The sequence below is a fragment of the Microcoleus sp. S13_B4 genome (assembly GCF_036700885.1).
GTDB lineage: Bacteria > Cyanobacteriota > Cyanobacteriia > Cyanobacteriales > Microcoleaceae > Microcoleus.
Genome location: NZ_JAUBPU010000005.1, coordinates 103943 through 121455 on the forward strand (window position 1 = coordinate 103943; position 17513 = coordinate 121455).

The 17513-nt window shown below is 46.2% G+C and carries 11 protein-coding genes; 5 read left to right on the forward strand and 6 right to left on the reverse strand.

What is annotated here, in order from left to right; all coding sequences use genetic code 11:
* Nucleotides 1-634: 634 nt before the first annotated feature.
* Both QT994_RS05175 and QT994_RS05180 read right to left on the reverse strand, forming a co-directional pair.
* Nucleotides 635-2263 (reverse strand): polysaccharide biosynthesis protein, encoded by a 1629-nt coding sequence (locus QT994_RS05175; RefSeq protein WP_333172292.1) that lies wholly within the window; start codon nt 2261-2263, stop codon nt 635-637.
* Nucleotides 2264-2831: 568 nt separating this feature from the next.
* Entirely contained in the window at nt 2832-4112 is a 1281-nt protein-coding gene (locus QT994_RS05180; RefSeq protein WP_333172293.1) for a PilT/PilU family type 4a pilus ATPase, read from the reverse strand.
* A gap of 282 nt (nt 4113-4394) precedes the next feature.
* Between QT994_RS05180 and QT994_RS05185 the strand changes: the two genes are divergently transcribed.
* The 3 genes from QT994_RS05185 (at nt 4395) to QT994_RS05195 (ending at nt 8505) form a co-directional block, all read left to right on the forward strand.
* Entirely contained in the window at nt 4395-5549 is a 1155-nt protein-coding gene (locus QT994_RS05185) for a DUF58 domain-containing protein (RefSeq protein ID WP_333172295.1), read from the forward strand.
* Nucleotides 5550-5636: 87 nt separating this feature from the next.
* Nucleotides 5637-5852 (forward strand): hypothetical protein, encoded by a 216-nt coding sequence (locus tag QT994_RS05190; protein WP_041622497.1) that lies wholly within the window; start codon nt 5637-5639, stop codon nt 5850-5852.
* A 37-nt stretch (nt 5853-5889) separates the two neighbouring features.
* Nucleotides 5890-8505, forward strand: coding sequence for a chloride channel protein (locus QT994_RS05195; RefSeq protein ID WP_333172298.1), 2616 nt, complete (start codon nt 5890-5892; stop codon nt 8503-8505).
* A 224-nt stretch (nt 8506-8729) separates the two neighbouring features.
* On the opposite strand, the gene minE is transcribed toward QT994_RS05195, so the two are convergent.
* The 3 genes from minE to minC all read right to left on the reverse strand — a co-directional run bounded on the left by minE (nt 8730) and on the right by minC (nt 11328).
* Nucleotides 8730-9101: a cell division topological specificity factor MinE gene (minE, locus tag QT994_RS05200; protein ID WP_333172300.1), complete on the reverse strand. Its 372-nt coding sequence runs from the start codon at nt 9099-9101 to the stop codon at nt 8730-8732.
* Nucleotides 9102-9310: 209 nt separating this feature from the next.
* Nucleotides 9311-10117, reverse strand: coding sequence for a septum site-determining protein MinD (minD, locus tag QT994_RS05205; RefSeq protein ID WP_006635273.1), 807 nt, complete (start codon nt 10115-10117; stop codon nt 9311-9313).
* Between the two features lie 407 nt (nt 10118-10524).
* Nucleotides 10525-11328 (reverse strand): septum site-determining protein MinC, encoded by an 804-nt coding sequence (gene minC, locus QT994_RS05210; RefSeq protein WP_333048523.1) that lies wholly within the window; start codon nt 11326-11328, stop codon nt 10525-10527.
* Between the two features lie 103 nt (nt 11329-11431).
* On the opposite strand from minC, the gene QT994_RS05215 reads away from it, so the two are divergent.
* Both QT994_RS05215 and QT994_RS05220 read left to right on the forward strand, forming a co-directional pair.
* On the forward strand, nt 11432-12982 hold the full coding sequence (locus QT994_RS05215) for a leucine-rich repeat domain-containing protein (RefSeq protein WP_333172302.1): 1551 nt from the start codon (nt 11432-11434) through the stop codon (nt 12980-12982).
* A gap of 716 nt (nt 12983-13698) precedes the next feature.
* Nucleotides 13699-15429, forward strand: coding sequence for an NAD(P)H-quinone oxidoreductase subunit 4 (locus QT994_RS05220; protein WP_333172304.1), 1731 nt, complete (start codon nt 13699-13701; stop codon nt 15427-15429).
* Between the two features lie 67 nt (nt 15430-15496).
* Here QT994_RS05220 and QT994_RS05225 read toward each other — a convergent pair whose 3' ends face one another.
* Nucleotides 15497-17119 (reverse strand): NB-ARC domain-containing protein, encoded by a 1623-nt coding sequence (locus tag QT994_RS05225; RefSeq protein WP_333172306.1) that lies wholly within the window; start codon nt 17117-17119, stop codon nt 15497-15499.
* Nucleotides 17120-17513 lie beyond the last annotated feature (394 nt).

Consider the following 17513-nt stretch of genomic DNA (forward strand, 5'->3'; position numbering starts at 1 on the left):
GTTTATTTAAGGTTATTGCACTTTTGTTAACTCACGAAGCCACCCTCTCTAAACTATCATTATATCATGCACGCCAAAAATCATCATTTTCACATTTTTTGTGACGACTTAAGCCATCCTAAAATTACTAAGACTAGCGTCATTATTACCAATTAATTTCAGTGCGGTTGTGCGGTCGTCACTAATATAGAAATCCTTGCAGGAGTCGTAAACTTTTTACCCCACCCCAACCCTCCCCTTATCAAGGGGAGGGAGTAAGAAACTCACAAATGATTTACGATGGCTATATCATATCATGTCTATTCTGACAATGTTAAGTCACTCAACTTAATTAAACCTCAAACAAGGCCAGACTGGAGAAACCAGATTTCTAAAAGAAACCTGGTTTCTGGGTGTTATATTTTTAATCCACTAAACACTTAGTCGATGTTTAACATCCAATCCGGTTGCATCGGAATAATAAAATCGACTCAACAGTTAGCACTCAACCATTCAGTTTTCCGACCTTGAGTCAACAGTCAACAGTCAACAGTCAACAATCATTTCGCTCGTGCAACCGGACTTGATATAACTCATTCATCCCCTGTGGGTAGGCAGTCAGGAAGCAATCTCCAAACTCAAAACTATGTTCAAGCTACGCTGCATCGGGGAGAGCAACAGGTTCAGATTTTTTGGTGAACTGTGCGGGGGGTGCAAATTCTCTGAGATATCTCGACACCGATCGCAAATATCCCACTTCTGCTTGAATCAAATCCAGGGTAGAAAGACTCTCAACTAAGTCATCAAACTCATCTGCCGTAACTCCAGCACTGTGCAAGACTTCTTGGCTAAGCCGCCCGTATATTCCTTGCAGTAGGAGCTCAATAATATCGCTGTAATCAGCGATTGCTGTTCCGTAACCTTGCAATTTCTTCGGATTGATTCCCCACTGCAAAATCTTCAACAATTCTTCGGGGGCGCTCCACGCAAAAGAGGAAGCAATCACTTCTTTTTCCGCTGCGACAAGAGCGTGCTTGATTTGCACTTCCGGGAAAGCAGGATCGATGATTAAGCTTTCCAGTTTCGACACTTGTTTATCTAACACACGCAAAGAAAAAGGAGCTAATTCTACACTCACCATGTCGCCCGTATCGTTAACACTTCTAAAAGGATCTTCCAAAACATTAATTAAGAGGTGAATGTCTGTAGGTTTTTTCCAGTCAAACTGTCCCAGGAAAAACGGTTCTTCGTATCCCGGCAAAAGTCCTTGAAAATAAATCGGCAGATTTTTGCCTGATTCAAGAATTTTATAAAGAGCTACTTCCAATGTTTCTGTCGGCCACCCGAGATTGCTCACGGCGACAAATTTCAGTTTTCCCGGAACAGATACAACCAGCGAATTCAGCAATAAATGTACGGCTTCTATAAGATTTTGAGCGGTTACGTAGCGGTGGGGAGCGTGAACGTTGACAGTTTTACTTTGCTCTACTTTTTTGGACATTTGCTCGCAGAACAAGCTATTTTCCAACATATGAGTAAAGCGAACCATCCCGTAAGTGACATCTCCTTCTTGAGCTGCTTTGGCAAATTGCCATTCGGCAAACTTCTTCGAGGCGGCGTAAACTTCGGTTGTAAAATATCGAGATGTTTTGCCTGTAGAAGAGAAGATGCAGTGTTCTACGCCGTATTCTTCGCAGAGTTGGATGACGTGTTTACATCCTAACAGGCTGGTTGTAACTGTTTCTCGGATTTTGATTTCAGCTAGTCCGGGTTGGCGTTGGGCTGCTAGGTGAAAAACAATTGCTGGTTTTTCTACCTCAAATATGTGTTTGAGCGCGTCGAGGTTGCGAATGTCGGCCGCATAGAAAGTTACAGCATCTTCTCTGGTAAAAAGCGGGAGATTTTCTTCGGGGTTTTGACATCGGGCGTTGTCTGCAGAAATGATTTTAGTTGCGCCTAATTCAAGGAGTTTTGCGATCAAGAAACGACCGACACATCCTTCTCCACCGGTGATGAGGATGGTTTTTCCTTTGATTTGGCTGCTGACTGCGGATGCGTATAGGTGAATAGTGCGACCACGCACATCGCTAAAAGGTTCGCTTTCTAATTGTCCGTCGGCTTGATAGGCTGCGATTAGCTGTGCGGTGAGAGTTTGTAAAGCCGCAAGGATTTCAGGATCTTGGGGTTCCGGGGAACCGGGGGGAACTAGCTGCTGGATGCGCTCAATTATTTCTGCTTTGCTGGCACCTTCAAACACTTCTGATGGGTTAAATGCACTCTTCACTTTGTTTTGCTCCTTTAAATTGTAGAAATACGGTTGCTGATAAGCGCGTTGTTAAACAAATTTTCGAGGTACAGAATCTTTAAAACTCTGCTCGGTTGTAGGATTTTTTGGACGGAAAGCTACTTAATTGGAAATATCGGCAATCGGCTCTGCTTGTAGTTTTATTAAGCGCTTTTTTAACCTGCTTACTTCTGCGATCGGCAAATATCGGCAAAGTCGGAATGTTCTCTGTCCAAAATTTGTCACTACAACTATATACTTAAATTGCTGAGTGTTGGCAATACTCCGAACATATCTTTACTATTTCTTTGCAATCACCTGCGAGTTTTCACGCAATTTTAAAGTTTATGTAAAGTACGGTCTACCTTTAAAAAACTTAACAATACAATTAATATTGATTATAGCATTTTAGTTTTTAATTAAAATGTATTTTTTGTTACTAAACATATTTAAGTATTAAGTAAAGATACGCACACAACCCGTAATCAAATATTTCCCTCTGCTGAAAATCTTGTTACTGCATGGGTGGGGTAGTCCTGCTGTGCCTACCCCTGTATGTGTGCTGCTACTAGGCGCGAACAATGCGTTCTTTTTTGCTGCCTTCAAAGCCACGAGCGTCCCCAACATCGTAGCCTCCTGTTCGCAAGCGACGGTCTAAATCGCTGGCTTCGGGAGAAGTTTTTGCTGCTTCTTCGATCGTCACTCTGCCTTCAAGCACCAGTTTGTAAAGACCCTGGTTGATAATCTGCATTCCTTCGTAAGTATCATGTTCCATTAATCGGAAAGCTTCATCATCAGCACCTTTCATCAAGTAATCGTGCATGGCAGGTGTATTCACCAAAATATCGTGAACTGCTACCCGACGGTTGTCAACAGTTGGCAGCAAAAGTTGGGCAATTACCGCTACTAAAGAATCGCAAATTTGAATCCGCATCGCCTGTTGTTCTTCGGGCGGGTAGAGGTTCAACAACCGATTAATAGCGTTAATGGCGCTGCGAGTGTGGAGAGTTCCCAATACTAAGTGACCTGTTTGAGCTGCTTGCAACGCTGTATTGATGGTAACGCGATCGCGCATTTCCCCGATCAAAATCACATCCGGATCTTCACGCAATACCGCCCGCAAAGCCTGCTGAAACTCGTGGGTATGCAAGCCGACTTCCCGCTGGCTGACCAAGCATTTTTTAGAAGGGTGAATGAATTCGATCGGGTCTTCAATTGTAACTACGTGCTTTTGCTCCATCTGATTCAGGTGGTCGATCATCGCAGCTACGGTTGTCGATTTCCCCGAACCGGTAGGCCCTGTAACCAATATTAATCCCTGCGATCGCAAAATGATATTTTTGAAAACTTCTGGCAACCTCAAGGCATCGATAGTAGGTATTTCCAAACTAATCAACCGCAATACTAGGGCACCGCCGCTGAGGGAATCAAAACAGTTTAGCCGACACCGCACGAAGCCTGGGTAAAAAATTGCTGAATCTAATTCCTTGGTAGTTGCAAACTGTTTTCGCTGTTCGGGGGTGAGAATTTCGGCTAGGTAATGTTCAAAAATTTCTGGCGTTACTTTAGGGTGGGTAGTTGCTACTTGCATCACGCCACGAATCCGAAATCGAGGTACTTGGCCGACTCGAATGTGAATGTCGGAAGCTCCTGCGCTATGGGCATCTCTGACCATTTGTTCGATCGTACTGACGGGTGTCTCGACAGGCCGCTGCTGGGCAGGAGCGGGTGCAGGAGGCGCGGGTGCAGGAGGCGCGGGTGTTGCAGCCAAGGGCGGCGGTGGCGGCGGTGTTCGTCGGCGGGCTTGAGCCTCTGGTTGAACGGGTGTAGGATTGTTTAATGGGTTCATTTTTTTGTCTCCAGTCAGTCTATTTTAGATTTTAGATTTTAGATTTTAGATTTACTCCACAGATTAATCGGGGAGCAGGAACTAGAGTCTAAAATTTGGGGTTCGACCCTGACTGAGTGTCGGGGGCTTGTATCCGTTTTTGGGCGGGGTCAATGTAGATTTATTGCGAAAAAATGCCCGATTTCTAATCTTATCGCTCGCAGCTAAGTCGGTGCTAAATGCTGAGAATATTTTACAATTAGGCTTGATGGGGCGATCGAGTAATTAACAATTTAAACTCCTATGAACATCGGTCACAAAATTGCTGACTGGCTCGAAAATCGCGCTGTTACCCCCGCCTACGCGGGTTGGCTGCTGTCGGGGATGACGGTTTTCTTTTTTGGGTCGGCGACTAATACAATGTCTGGGTGGCTATATGTGCTCAGCGGTGGGGGTTTGGCGCTGTTGGGAGTAGCGGCCGTTTTGCCGGGAAAATCGCTCCGTTCCTTGGAAGTCCGTCGCCGCCCGATCGAACCGGTGAGTGCGGGCGATCAAATCACCGTCGAACTAGAAATCGAAAATCGCGCCAGGGAACCTAAGACTCTGTTGCAAGTGGTAGACATCTTGCCGTTTGTCTTGGGAGAACCCGTCGCCCGCCCCATCGAAGTCATAGAGCCTAACAGTATATACAGGGATACATACTATTTAGAAGTCCGGCAGCGCGGGGTCTATCGGTGGCAAGAGGTAAACTTGAGGACGGCGGCACCTTTAGGGTTGTTTTGGTGCCGGCGCAGTCGCCCAGCCAAAGCCGTGGCGGTTGTCTATCCACAAGTTTTGCCCTTGAGCACTTGCCCTTTGATCGATCGCATCGGTCAAGAAGACAGCCCGCAATTTTACAATCGCAGTCGATCGCAAACTGCTACCGAAGGCCTCACCCGCAACCTGAGACCTTACCGCCACGGAGACCCCACCCGCCTAATTCACTGGCGCACCAGCGCCCGCTACGGAGAACTGCGGGTGAGAGAGTTAGAAGTTGCAGCCGGCGGTCAAGAAATTATTATTGCTCTCGACAGCGCTGCGGCGTGGCAACCAGAAGAATTTGAACGAGCGGTGACAGTAGCTGCGTCTCTTTACTTCTATGCTAGCAAGCGCCTGTTAAACGTCAAACTTTGGACTGCCGGGACTGGACTCGTCTCCGGGAACCGGGTAGTTTTGGAAACTTTAGCGGCGGTTAATGCTGGGGAAGATGCGGTTGAGAATCGGCCGAAACTGCCGATAATTTGGCTGACTCAAAACTCTGCAACTTTAAGCACTCTTTCCCTAGGCAGCCGCTGGGTACTCTGGCCGTTGGCAACTGCTGAAACAGACGAAAAAATTTTAGTAAAACACGATTTACCAGGCTTAGAAATTCGCTCCGACCGACCCTTAGAACTTCAGTTACAAGAAAGCATTTCATAAACTTGTAGAGGCTACGCTCGTTAAGAATGAAGAGCGGAGCCGCTTCAGTCAGAATGGCAGCATTTTTATCATTTATTTTATAAAAATATGAAAGACGAATTTGATGACAAAGAGAGAAAATTCGCTCCCGCCGATCGCTCAAACCCTCTTTTTGGGCGAACAGAACTATATTTATTGCTGCTGTTGTTCGCCGGTGGCATTGCGATAGACTACTGGTTTAGGCATCACCCACAACAGCTTTGGCGATCGCCCACCGAGCAGCCTGCAGGTCTCAATCCAGCATCCCCCAAACCGCTGCTTTAACCGGATCGTCAACGTCTGCACTTTCACCAAAGGCAAAATGATACGCATCGGAAAACTTATCTGGAGTCGCTTTTCGCATCTGCTGTTGCGTCCCAAGCGATTGGCGATTTTTGAAGCCTGCCTGATTGGGCTAGTGTCGGGACTGGCTGCGCTCTTGTTAGCACAAGGAGTTGGTTGGCTCGGCGGCTGGCGGCAGCAGGCAACGCATTTAATCCCGGCTTATGTAGCGCTGCCCTCGATCGGAGCGCTAGGCGGATTCTTGTCTGGATTGATTGTCGAGCGCGTGGCTCCAGCAGCCAGCGGGAGTGGCATGAGCGAAGTGAAGGCGGTACTCGCTAACGTTCCGATGCCTTTGAATTTACGAATTGCGCTAGTAAAGTTGGTCAGCGCCACGCTCGTACTCGCTGCCGGAATGCCCCTCGGACGAGAAGGACCGACGGTACAGATTGGGGCAGCGTTAGCGAGTCAACTGAGTCGGTGGTTCCCAACTTCACCGGATCACCGCCGTCAAATCCTCGCAGCAGGCGCCGGAGCGGGACTTGCCGCCGCGTTTGATGCGCCGATCGCAGGTGTTTTATTTGTGGTCGAAGAACTGTTGCAAGACGTGTCTGGCATCACCTTGGGAACGGCAATCCTGGCTTCGTTCATCGGGTCTGTGGTCGCTCGGATCAGCGGTTCGCACAATCTCGATTTAGATCTGCATCTGGTGGTATCTAATACTAGCTTTTCTGCTCCTGAGATTCCCTTTTACTTGCTTCTGGGAATCCTAGCAGGCTTACTGGGCGTGCTGTTCAATCGATCGATTCTGAGTAGCTTGACGTTGTACCGCCGCTTTCTCAATGTCAGCTTATCCAAGCGAATCGGATTTGCTGGACTGATCGCGGGAATTGCACTCGCCACCTTACCAGATATATTTCGAGACAATGCCGGACTCAAAGAACTCCTCTTAACCGGAAATGCAGACTGGCAACTTGTGGCGATCGTCTTTTGCATCCAGTTTTTTCTGATTGTCGTCACTTACGGTTCTGGCGCACCGGGCGGGTTGCTGATTCCCAGCATGGTACTCGGTGCTGCGTTAGGATACCTCGTAGGAGTCGGAGAACACCAAGTTTTGGGTTTAAGTCTGGCAACCACTTATGCACGGGTTGGGATGGCGGCATTTTTCTGTGCGGTTGCCCGCACTCCGATTACTGCGGTGATCCTGGTGTTTGAGATGACGACTGACTTTAATTTAGTCTTGCCGCTGATGATCGTATCTGTGACTTCTTACTTGATTGCAGAATTGCTCGAGGAGGGCTCGCTCTATGATCGCTTGCTCGCGTTTAAGGGCATTCACCTGAAGCAAGAAACCACCGCTCGAGATCCGTGGACAGATCTAACTGCACGGGATGTGATGCAGCCTAAAGTAGAAACGCTTTCTAGTCGAATTCCGCTCGAAGAAGCGTTGCAGGCGTTTTCTAAGTCTTCCCACCGCACTTTTCCGGTGGTGGAAAACGGCAAGCTGGTCGGCATTTTAACTCAAAAGGATATTGCCAATTTTTCTGCACGAGGATTGAATAGCGAGAACCTCGTCAGCGATCTGATGACACCAGATCCCGTTCGCATTCACCCAGAAGATACGCTTGCCTACGTGCTGCATTTACTCGACCGACACAATCTCAACAGTTTACCTGTGGTGGAAGGACGGCGATTGGTTGGTATTATTACCCGCACCGATATCATTCGCGTTGAAGCAGCTTATCTCAACAGCGAAAGTCTCCCTCAACCCAAGGTAGAACGAGCTCGGATAATTTACCAAACCCGATCGCCCGAAACGGGAAAAGGACGCATTCTCGTGCCGTTGAGCAATCCCAAAACTTCCCTGACGCTGTTAAAAATGGCAGTGGCAATTGCCCGCGATCGCAACTATGAAATTGAATGTTTGCAGGTGATTGTTGTGCCAAGACATCATGTGCTTGCAGAAACTCCAGTAAAAACGGCTGAGGGTCAAAAGCTACTAAAGCAGGCAATCCGTCTATGTCAAGCGTGGCGAGTTCCGATCCATACCCAGATTCTAGTGGCGCATGATTTGTCAAGTGCCATTCTCGAAACCATCCAAGAGCGACATATCGATCTTGTCTTAATGGGGTGGAAAGGCAGCACTAAAACACCGGGGCGGGTTTTTAGTCGAGTTGTCGATACTATGATTCGACAGGCTGTTTGTGAAGTGGTGTTGGTGAAGTTAACTGATCGAGCAATATTTCAGCGGTGGTTGGTACCAATGGCAGGCGGACCCAATGCCCAGCAAGCAGTTCGGTTGCTACCTGGATTGATTTCTCTGAGCCAAACCGCACAAGTCAGATTATTTCATGTGTACGATGCTTCTAAGGAGCGCCAAGGCGACGATCGTGGTGATTTTGAACCAACTGAGGAAGTCTTGAAACTTGCCGCTGAGTTTCTCAAGCCTCAAGTGGATGCCTCTATCTTGACGACTTCTGTATGTGCTGATTCTGTGTCGGCCGCAGTGTTGAGTTATGCCAAACAGGATCGAAGCGATGTGATTGTTTTGGGTGCGAGTCGAGAGGGATTGTTGCAACAGATGAAACAGGGAAATATTCCAGCCGTGATTTCTCGCCAAAGCAACTGCAATGTGATTTTGGTGAGAGCGTTATGAATCTGGAAACTCAACAACAATTGAATCGTAGAGCGATCGTTCATCCGGTGATTTGTTCGGATATTCCAACATTTTTTATATAAACGAGAAGAGTTTTTGAGGGAGCATCTCAGTTTTGTTTTTGTAGCGATCTTCAAGAACTCGCTTGGACAAAACTCACGATCGCTTGCGAGCTCGCAATCAAATAAAAAAAATATTTTTACCAAGGCGAAAATGCACCCCTGTTAATCTCTAGTGTCCGGGAGAATTTCGACTACATACTCCGGTACATATTCGGGTCGATTTTCTGACGGATTCGGGGGCACATTCTGGGGCACATTCTCCGGTGGATGTTCGAGCCTGACGCGCCTGATCGGGAGATTTGCAATTAGTGCTGTGGCCCGTTGGTCGCTCTCCAGCGAGAACTCAGACCCGGTGGTATCGATTTCCACGTAGCGAGATACCACCTCTAGAATTTCTCGGCGCATCGACTCAACCATTTCTGGGCTGAGCTCTGAGCGATCGTGGGCTAGAACCAGTTTGAGGCGCCGTTTTACCTCGTCGCGGCTGTTGTCAGGGGTGCGCGGGAAAAGTCGTTCGAGAAGTGTAGATAGCATGGGTCTGGCGGGTTTTTCAAGGGTTAGGCATAGAAAAGGTCATACCATTTTCGATTTTCGATTTTCGATTGGGGAATCACTAATTCCCTAAGGGTTGGGAGTTGACATACAGTTTCATTTTTTTGGGGAACGGGTATCACTCGGGGAAAATCTTGACCAGTTTTTGTGATGCACTTGCTGCGGTTGAAAACCGATCGCCAATGAGCACATCACATAATTTTAGTATTTAAGAACTTGCGGAGGCGAGTAAAGAAGTTTTCGCGACGGGGATTGAGATCTAGAAAATCAACTTTTTCGCCTTCTAAGCGGCGGGCAATATTGTCGAAGGCAGTTCCAGCTAAAGAGGCCGTTTCCGACAATACTAATGGTTCGCCTCGGTTGGTGGAAACAATGACGCGCTCGTCGTCGGGAACGACGCCTAACAGCGGAATGGCGAGGATTTCCCGCACGTCTTGTACCGACATCATATCATTTGCCAGCACCATTGCGGGTCTGATCCGGTTGACGATCAGGTTGATTTTCTTGACGTTGTTGGCTTCCAGCAGGCCGATGACTCGATCGGCATCGCGGACAGCAGCGATTTCGGGAGTGGTGACAATGATGCCTTCTTGGGCCGGGGCGATCGCATTTTGAAAACCTTGTTCAATTCCAGCAGGAGAGTCGATCAAAATATAGTCGTATTTTGCTCCCAACATCCCCACAAGCTGCTTCATTTGCTCGGCGCTGATGGCATCTTTCATCCGAGTTTGGGCAGCCGGCAACAGCACCAAGCGCGGCTGTCGCTTATCTTTCACCAAAGCTTGCTCTAATCGGCACTCTCCTGCGAGAACTTCTAATGCCGTATAAACAATCCGATTTTCTAAGCCCAGCAGCAAGTCTAAATTTCTGAGACCAAAATCGGCATCAATTACGGCAACGTTGCGCCCCCGCTTAGCTAAAGCCATGCCGAGATTGGCTGTGGAGGTGGTTTTTCCTACCCCGCCTTTCCCTGATGTAACAACAATAATGCGAGCCATAAGCGATTTTAGATTTATTGGGAATTGGGAATTAGTGATTGGTAATTGGTAATGGCTAAGTGGTAATTGGTCTTATTGTTAATTGATAATTGGCAATTCTTCTTTGGTAATTAGGCAGCAATGGGTTATTCAGGAAATTACAGCAGATGGCAGGTTTATGAAAGACACCGCGCGATCAATCTATCCCCGCCGTAGGGACACGGCGAAAGCCTTTGCCCCTACTTCATAAACTCACAACTTTCCTTGTTCTACTAATTCTTTTTAATCCTGCCCTTAATTTTTAAAGCGTCCTTTAGTGACTGATTTAGCCCCGGCAAAAATTATCAAGTGCAGGATTAAAGAGAAAGAGTATCACCAATTACCAATTAGCACTGACCAATTACCAATTATCACTGACCAATTATCGATTACTCATTACCCCCGACTAACTGCGATTTGTCAAAATCAGAGGCTCTGCCGATCCTAATCCCCTGAGGCGTCACATAGGCGACTTCCGGGAAAAACTGAGCGGGTGAGGTTTCTGGGCCTCTGGCAACATACTTAGCAATCCTAATCACCATCGGTTCCATCTGCAAGGTCATAATCACACTTTTGGTATTGCCACCGGCACCGGCGTGCACGACGCCCCGCAAACGGCCCCAAACTAGGATATCCCCTCCGGCGATGACTGAGCCGCCGGGATTTACGTCTCCTAAAAGTACGACGGTGCCTGGATGACGAATTTCTACGCCCGATCGCACTGTCATCTGCAAATATAAAGGTTCCGCCAGCGATTGCGGTTTTTCGGCAGTGGCTTTATTCAGGGAAGAAACCGGAGGCTGCTGTTCTACACAATAGCCTGCCGTAGCTGCGGCAACGGCTGTTTGGCGGCGACTGGTGTGGACTCGTTTGAGTTGCAGTTCCACTTCGGCTAGTGCATCAGCGATTTCTTGGAGTTGGCGGATATCTAAAAGTCGATCGCTCGCCATCAATTGTACTTCTGCGTTTGGCTGCCAAAAGCGTTCTCCCGCATTCAGCCTGACTTTTAGCTGCTGCCAAAGTTCAGTCCAAGTCGAGGCGGAGGCTGTTGCAGGTTCGCTATTGGTTTCTGGGGGGAGTAGCAACAGTAGCTGTCCATCTTCTGTCTTGAGTCGGACTTGCAACTCTAAGCTGACTTCGGGTGTTGATTGAGGGGCGGCAGCAGCGGCTGCGGCGGAGGCATCGGGTGTCATGGGACAGTTTGATCTCGGGTAGGGACAGGTTAACATCAATATTAGCCTGAGTGGTCAGATTTGCCATTTAACGCCATCTTTAAAGATATCTGGTGACAGAAAAATGACTTCTTACAAAATTCGCTCAAAAATTCAACAAGTCAAGGAACAACGCCTCACTGAATTAGATTTGAGCGCTAAATCATTAACCGAAATTCCTACGGAGGTGTTTGAGTTAGCATGGTTGGAAACGTTGAATTTAAGTTACAACAAACTGACTACTGTACCAGAAGCTATCACCCGTCTGACCAATTTATCCCAACTCAATTTAAGTCACAACAAGCTGACAAAACTACCAAACTTCTTCAACCAACTGACCCATTTGTCCCACCTCAATTTAGGTACAAACAAACTAATATATTTACAAGAGACTACCCCCCGTGCAACCAATTTAGCCGTAGTTAAATTACGTGTAAAAAAAGTGGTAGCCGTACCAAAATTTATCACGCCACTGACTAATTCATTAGATTTGAGCGGTAATTTATTAAGCGGAATTCCGACAGAGGTGTTCGATTTAGAATGGATAGAAAAGTTGGATTTAAGTTACAACAAACTGACTACTGTACCAGAAGCCATCTCTCGTCTGACTAATTTGTCCCAAATTAATTTAAGCCACAATAAATTGACAAAGTTACCAAAATTTCTCACCCGGTTAACCCATTTATCTGTACTTAATTTAGCTTCCAATCAACTAAAAAATGTTCCCGAAGCTATCACCAATTTAACACATTTATCCGTACTTAGTTTAGGTGGGAATAAACTGACTGGTCTACCAGAAGCTATCACTCGTCTTACCAATTTATCCCAACTTAATTTGGCTGCCAATCAACTGACGAGCGTACCAGAATCGCTCACCGATCTCACCAATTTATCCCAACTAGATTTAAGTTACAACCAACTGACAAGTGTACCAAAAACGCTCAAACTTCTGACCAATTTATCTCAACTAGATTTAGGTAACAACCAACTGCTGAGCGTACCAGAAGCGCTCACTCATCTCACCAATTTATCCCAACTTAATTTGCGTTCCAATCAACTGACGAGCGTACCAGAAGCGCTCACCCGTCTCACCAATTTATCCCAACTTAATTTAAGTTTAAACCAACTGACAAACCTGCCAGAAACGTTCAACCTTCTGACAACTTTATCCGAACTTAATTTAAGTTTCAACAAACTGACAAGCTTACCAGAAGCGCTCACCCGTCTGACCAATTTATCCGAACTTAATTTAACTTTTAACCAACTGACGAGCCTACCAGAGGCTATAAACAGGATGACCAGTTTATCGGAACTTAATTTAACTTTAAACCAACTGACGAGCGTGCCGGAAGCTATCACCCGTATGACAAATTTATCCGTACTTGATTTACGTGGAAATAAACTGACAAGCCTACCAGATGCTATCACTCGCATGATTAACTTATCTTATCTCGATTTAGCTTGCAACCAACTGACGATAGTACCATCAACTATCACCCGTCTAACCAATTTATCCCAAATTTATTTAGGTCGCAACCCCCTCGAAGACCCCCCAATTGAAATTGCCGAACAAGGTATTGATGCGATCCGCGAATATTTCCGTCACAAGCAAGCAGGAGAAGACAAACCGATTTAAACTCAAAAGTGTGTGGGCTAATGGATGATCATCAATACTTCGGACAGTTTTAGATATAGTCAAGTCTCCGAAACCCTTGCTGGCTATATGCTGGACTATTTTTTCAAGGTTTAAGTAAGCGCGCTAAGTTTCAGAAAATGCGTAAAAAATGGCAGGGCTTCCTCCATAAGGCTTACAGGGCCGTTAAAAAACTGTCCGAAGTATTGGATCATGAAAGTTTCTAATAATTAATGAAAATGGCGATCACCCCATTACTGTTAATTGGTAATCTGTTAGGCAAGGTTTTAAATCAAGGGTGACAATTCCCAGGAACCAGATAAATAATTGGCGTTGCTTAATCAGGGTATGAAAAACATCAATTGAAAATCCCGAAGTTTTGTGAATACTGGTTTCTATGACTTGCATATTTAGCCTTTCATACCCTAAATCAGCAACGCCAGCTAATTTGCGATCGCCCTTAATACACAGGACTTACCCAACCATCTACCAGAATACGCGCAACCACAGGCAGATTGCGTCTACAAAACGCTATATTTTGTTGTTCGTAAGTCCGAATCGAAAATCAAAAATCGAAAATCAATTGACGTGTGTAGCAATTCGTGATACTATTCTACGCATTTGTCTCGATATAAAAAATATTTATGAATAAATCTTAAGTTTTAATTAAATTTAGTATTATAATTTTGGTAACTTCCAACTAAGTATTTATTCTCACTATGATAGCGGATCAATTTCCTTGGCTGACCGCAATTGTCATCCTACCCCTCCTCGCTTCCCTCGCCATCCCTTTTGTGCCCGATACAGACGGCAAAACCGTCCGCTGGTATGCGCTAGGCGTAGGTATTGCAGATTTTGTATTAATGTGCTGGGTGTTTTGGACTCATTACGATCCGAGTATCTCTAGTTTCCAAATCGTAGAACAATATTCCTGGATACCTTCTTTAGGCCTAAACTGGTCTGTTTCGGTTGATGGGCTTTCAGTTCCGTTGGTACTGTTGGCGGGATTGGTGACGACGCTATCTATTTTTGCTGCATGGGAAGTCGATCGCAAGCCCCGACTCTTCTACTTCCTGATGCTGGTGATGTACTCCGCACAAATAGGAGTGTTCGTCGCCCAAGACATCATGCTGCTGTTCATTGTCTGGGAACTAGAACTAATTCCGGTGTACCTACTAATCTCGATTTGGGGCGGACAAAACCGCCGCTACGCAGCTACCAAATTCTTGATTTACACCGCAGGCGCTTCCATCTTTATTTTGATAGCTGCCTTAGCAATGGCATTCTACGGCGGAGGCACCCCCACCTTCGACATGGTAGAACTAGGCTTGAAGGACTACCCACTGGGTTTAGAATTACTGCTTTATGCGGGATTGTTAATTGCCTTCGGTGTGAAACTGGCGATTTTCCCCTTCCACACTTGGCTACCTGATGCCCACGGTGAAGCATCTTCTCCCGTGTCGATGATTCTGGCCGGCGTATTGCTGAAAATGGGCGGATACGGACTGATTCGCCTGAATTTGGAACTTCTTCCCAAAGCACACGTTTACTTTGCACCGATTATGGCGGTGCTCGGCGTGGTCAATATTATCTACGGCGCGCTGAATTCCTTCGGCCAATCGAACATGAAGCGCCGCTTAGCGAATTCGTCGATTTCTCACATGGGATTCGTGTTGTTGGGTATTGCTTCCTTCACGGATTTGGGAATCAATGGGGCGCTGTTGCAAATGATTTCCCACGGTTTAATCGCCTCAGTATTATTCTTCCTGGCTGGCGTTACTTACGATCGCACCCATACAATGATCATGGACGAGATGGGCGAGATTGGAAAAGTCATGCCGAAAGTGTTTGCCTTGTTTACAGCAGGCGCGATGGCATCCTTGGCACTCCCGGGAATGAGCGGTTTTGCTAGCGAATTGTCAGTGTTTGTGGGCGTCGCAACTAGCGATATGTACAGCAGTTCTTTCCGCGCGGTGACAGTGTTCCTGGCTGCTGTAGGACTGATTTTGACGCCGATTTATTTGCTCTCTATGCTGCGACAGTTATTTTACAACTGTGGGACACTAGCGGCTTGCGACCTTGAGGATCTCAATTTGCAGAATCAGAGAAACAATCTGGATGAAGCGGTTTGTTTTGGTAATAGTTGCGTTTTGCCTGGTGATGCACAGTTTATTGATGCTAAACCTCGCGAAGTGGCGATCGCATTTTGCTTTTTGATACCGATTGTCGGCATTGGTTTTTATCCCAACATGGCGATGCAAGTCTACGATGCCAAGACTGTCGCAGTGAACGCCACAGTCCGTCAATCTTATATCCAAATAGCTCAAGACAATCCTCAGATTTATGCGAAGGGATTTTTGGTTCCCAGAATTGCACAAGCTCAAAAAGCGCCGACTTTGGGCAAAATTACAGGGTCTGAATCTGCATCGGTTTTTGGCATTGTCAAATAATTTTATCGAATTCTGTTTGTGTTGAAAATTAGGCGATCGCTTTTGTCAAAAAGCGATCGCTTTTTTCTTATCGCTGAATTTCTGAAATAATTGGCGCCAGATTCTCCCTAGCATATCCCACCTCAAGAATGGATTTATCCTCCAGATCAGAGGCAACTTTCTTCAAGATATTTAGCGGTTCTTCAGAGCCTGTCGTCTTCACAAACAACACTTGCAACCGATTTTTTACTACTGCTAAAATAGAGATTTTTGGTTCGCCTTTATCCCATTTCCGTTTAGCAACGTTGATGCTCAATTTGTGAGTTTTCAACAGCCGCATTCTTTCTATTCCTTGCGTCTTAACCGTCTCCAAAACCTCCGCTCGAATCTGCTCGACTAATCGGTCTGTCACATATTGCACGATCAAAGGTTGAAGCATAAAAACAGTTTCCCCGCCCTCAGTGATTTTGTCAATCAGCGAGCGACGACCCAGAGAATCGAGATTTTTCAGTAAATCCGAAAGCGATGAATTGACCAACATCTGCTCTCGTAAAGTTGCCAGGGAAATCGGGCTTTGAGCAATAGCAATCCAGTAGGCAATATCTTGTTCTGAACTCGACATTCGATCGAACTGCTGCGCCAGCAAATTGCTGATATGTTCTTCAATAAATAAAGCAGTTGCTTCCAAAAGCTTTAAAACATTTCCCTCGAAAAACTCGTTAATTGTTGTCGCTACAATCTTTAATGCTAAGAGATTGCCTCCGTACCGGGATAACAAGATTTTTAACTCTTGATCTTGAGGCGACAAACCTTTTTCTTGGAAAATTTCCCGGGCTATTTCCTCGGAAATAGCAGGTTTTAAAAACCGCACTTTTTCTCCCGCCAGCAAAGCCAGTTCCGTAGGTTCTTCTGAACTAACTACGACTACACAGCTATTGTGATTGACTTCACAGAGCCGCACAATTAAATCTCGATATCCTTCGTAGCCTTCGCGGTAGTGTCCCGCTAATTCTTCGGGTCTGAGAACCGCTTCCAAATCGTCTAAAATTACCAAACAGCGGTGTTTCCGCAGATACTCGACCAATCGCGTAATTTGGCTGTTGAGGTCGATGGGTACATCGGGTTTTTGTTGGTTAGAAAAAAGTTGAATTAAGCTTCCTAGGAAGTCGGATGGTGCTGGTGTCGATCGCAGCGATCGCCAAATCACAAAATCAAACTCATTCTGTACCTGTTTTGCCAACTGCACCGACAGAGTTGTTTTGCCGCTACCAGCCAAACCTAGCAGCGCTACCAGGCGACAATTATCTGATAGAATCCACTGCTTTAAAGTAGTTAATTCTTCAGTCCGTCCGTAAAAAACCGAAACATCCGGTGCTTGGCCCCAATCTTCCTGTCGGTGTCCAATCGCCATCTTCAATAGAGAGCCTTTACCTCGATTAAAATCGCTCGTTCCCTGATCGGTGTGGTATGAAAACAGCAACTGATGCCTCAATTCCGAAAGCTTTCCAGGGCCGTTCCCCCCGATCTGAAACTTTTTGTAAACTTCGCCGAGTCTTTTGCGAACGGCGATGTCGCTAATGCCAAGCTTTGTGGCGATCGTCGCCGTAGATTGACCGTCGAGAGCCATAAACACAGTTTCTAACTCGGCATCTGTGACACCGCGCTGTTTGGCGATCGTTTGCACAAAGTTTTGAGGAATCGGAGTAGTCAAAGTAGGAATCTCGCCTATACTAAAAATCTATCTTCTATTATATTGTGTGAGTTCTCGCAGACGAGCAATTGAATCGAATCTACAAACGTTCAGCTTGCTTTTTGTTGTTTGGGCAGTTTTAGATATTTATACCCCATTATCGATTGTGATATCAGTTTAAACAAAGAGTGCAACTGTAGGCCCGTGATCCAAACCCATACCGAATCAGTCATTCCCAATTCTTCAATTCTTTAATTCTTTAATCTAAAAGGGTAGGAGAAACCGGGAATGGCTCGGCATTAATTGTTGCTATTTCCCTACCCGTAAAACCTATTGTAGCGTGGAGGCACGGCGCTTAATTTATAGCACCAAACCATACATCTTCAACCGCGCCACCACTCACCGCCAACCACAA

What these genes read in the sequence shown, in the direction of transcription:
- minE (WP_333172300.1), bottom strand. Translation starts at nt 9,101, where the DNA reads ATGCTATCTACACTTCTCGAACGACTTTTCCCGCGCACCCCTGACAAC.
- QT994_RS05215 (WP_333172302.1), top strand. Translation starts at nt 11,432, where the DNA reads ATGACTTCTTACAAAATTCGCTCAAAAATTCAACAAGTCAAGGAACAA.
- minD (WP_006635273.1), bottom strand. Translation starts at nt 10,117, where the DNA reads ATGGCTCGCATTATTGTTGTTACATCAGGGAAAGGCGGGGTAGGAAAA.
- QT994_RS05195 (WP_333172298.1), top strand. Translation starts at nt 5,890, where the DNA reads ATGATACGCATCGGAAAACTTATCTGGAGTCGCTTTTCGCATCTGCTG.
- minC (WP_333048523.1), bottom strand. Translation starts at nt 11,328, where the DNA reads ATGACACCCGATGCCTCCGCCGCAGCCGCTGCTGCCGCCCCTCAATCA.
- QT994_RS05180 (WP_333172293.1), bottom strand. Translation starts at nt 4,112, where the DNA reads ATGAACCCATTAAACAATCCTACACCCGTTCAACCAGAGGCTCAAGCC.
- QT994_RS05220 (WP_333172304.1), top strand. Translation starts at nt 13,699, where the DNA reads ATGATAGCGGATCAATTTCCTTGGCTGACCGCAATTGTCATCCTACCC.
- QT994_RS05190 (WP_041622497.1), top strand. Translation starts at nt 5,637, where the DNA reads ATGAAAGACGAATTTGATGACAAAGAGAGAAAATTCGCTCCCGCCGAT.
- QT994_RS05185 (WP_333172295.1), top strand. Translation starts at nt 4,395, where the DNA reads ATGAACATCGGTCACAAAATTGCTGACTGGCTCGAAAATCGCGCTGTT.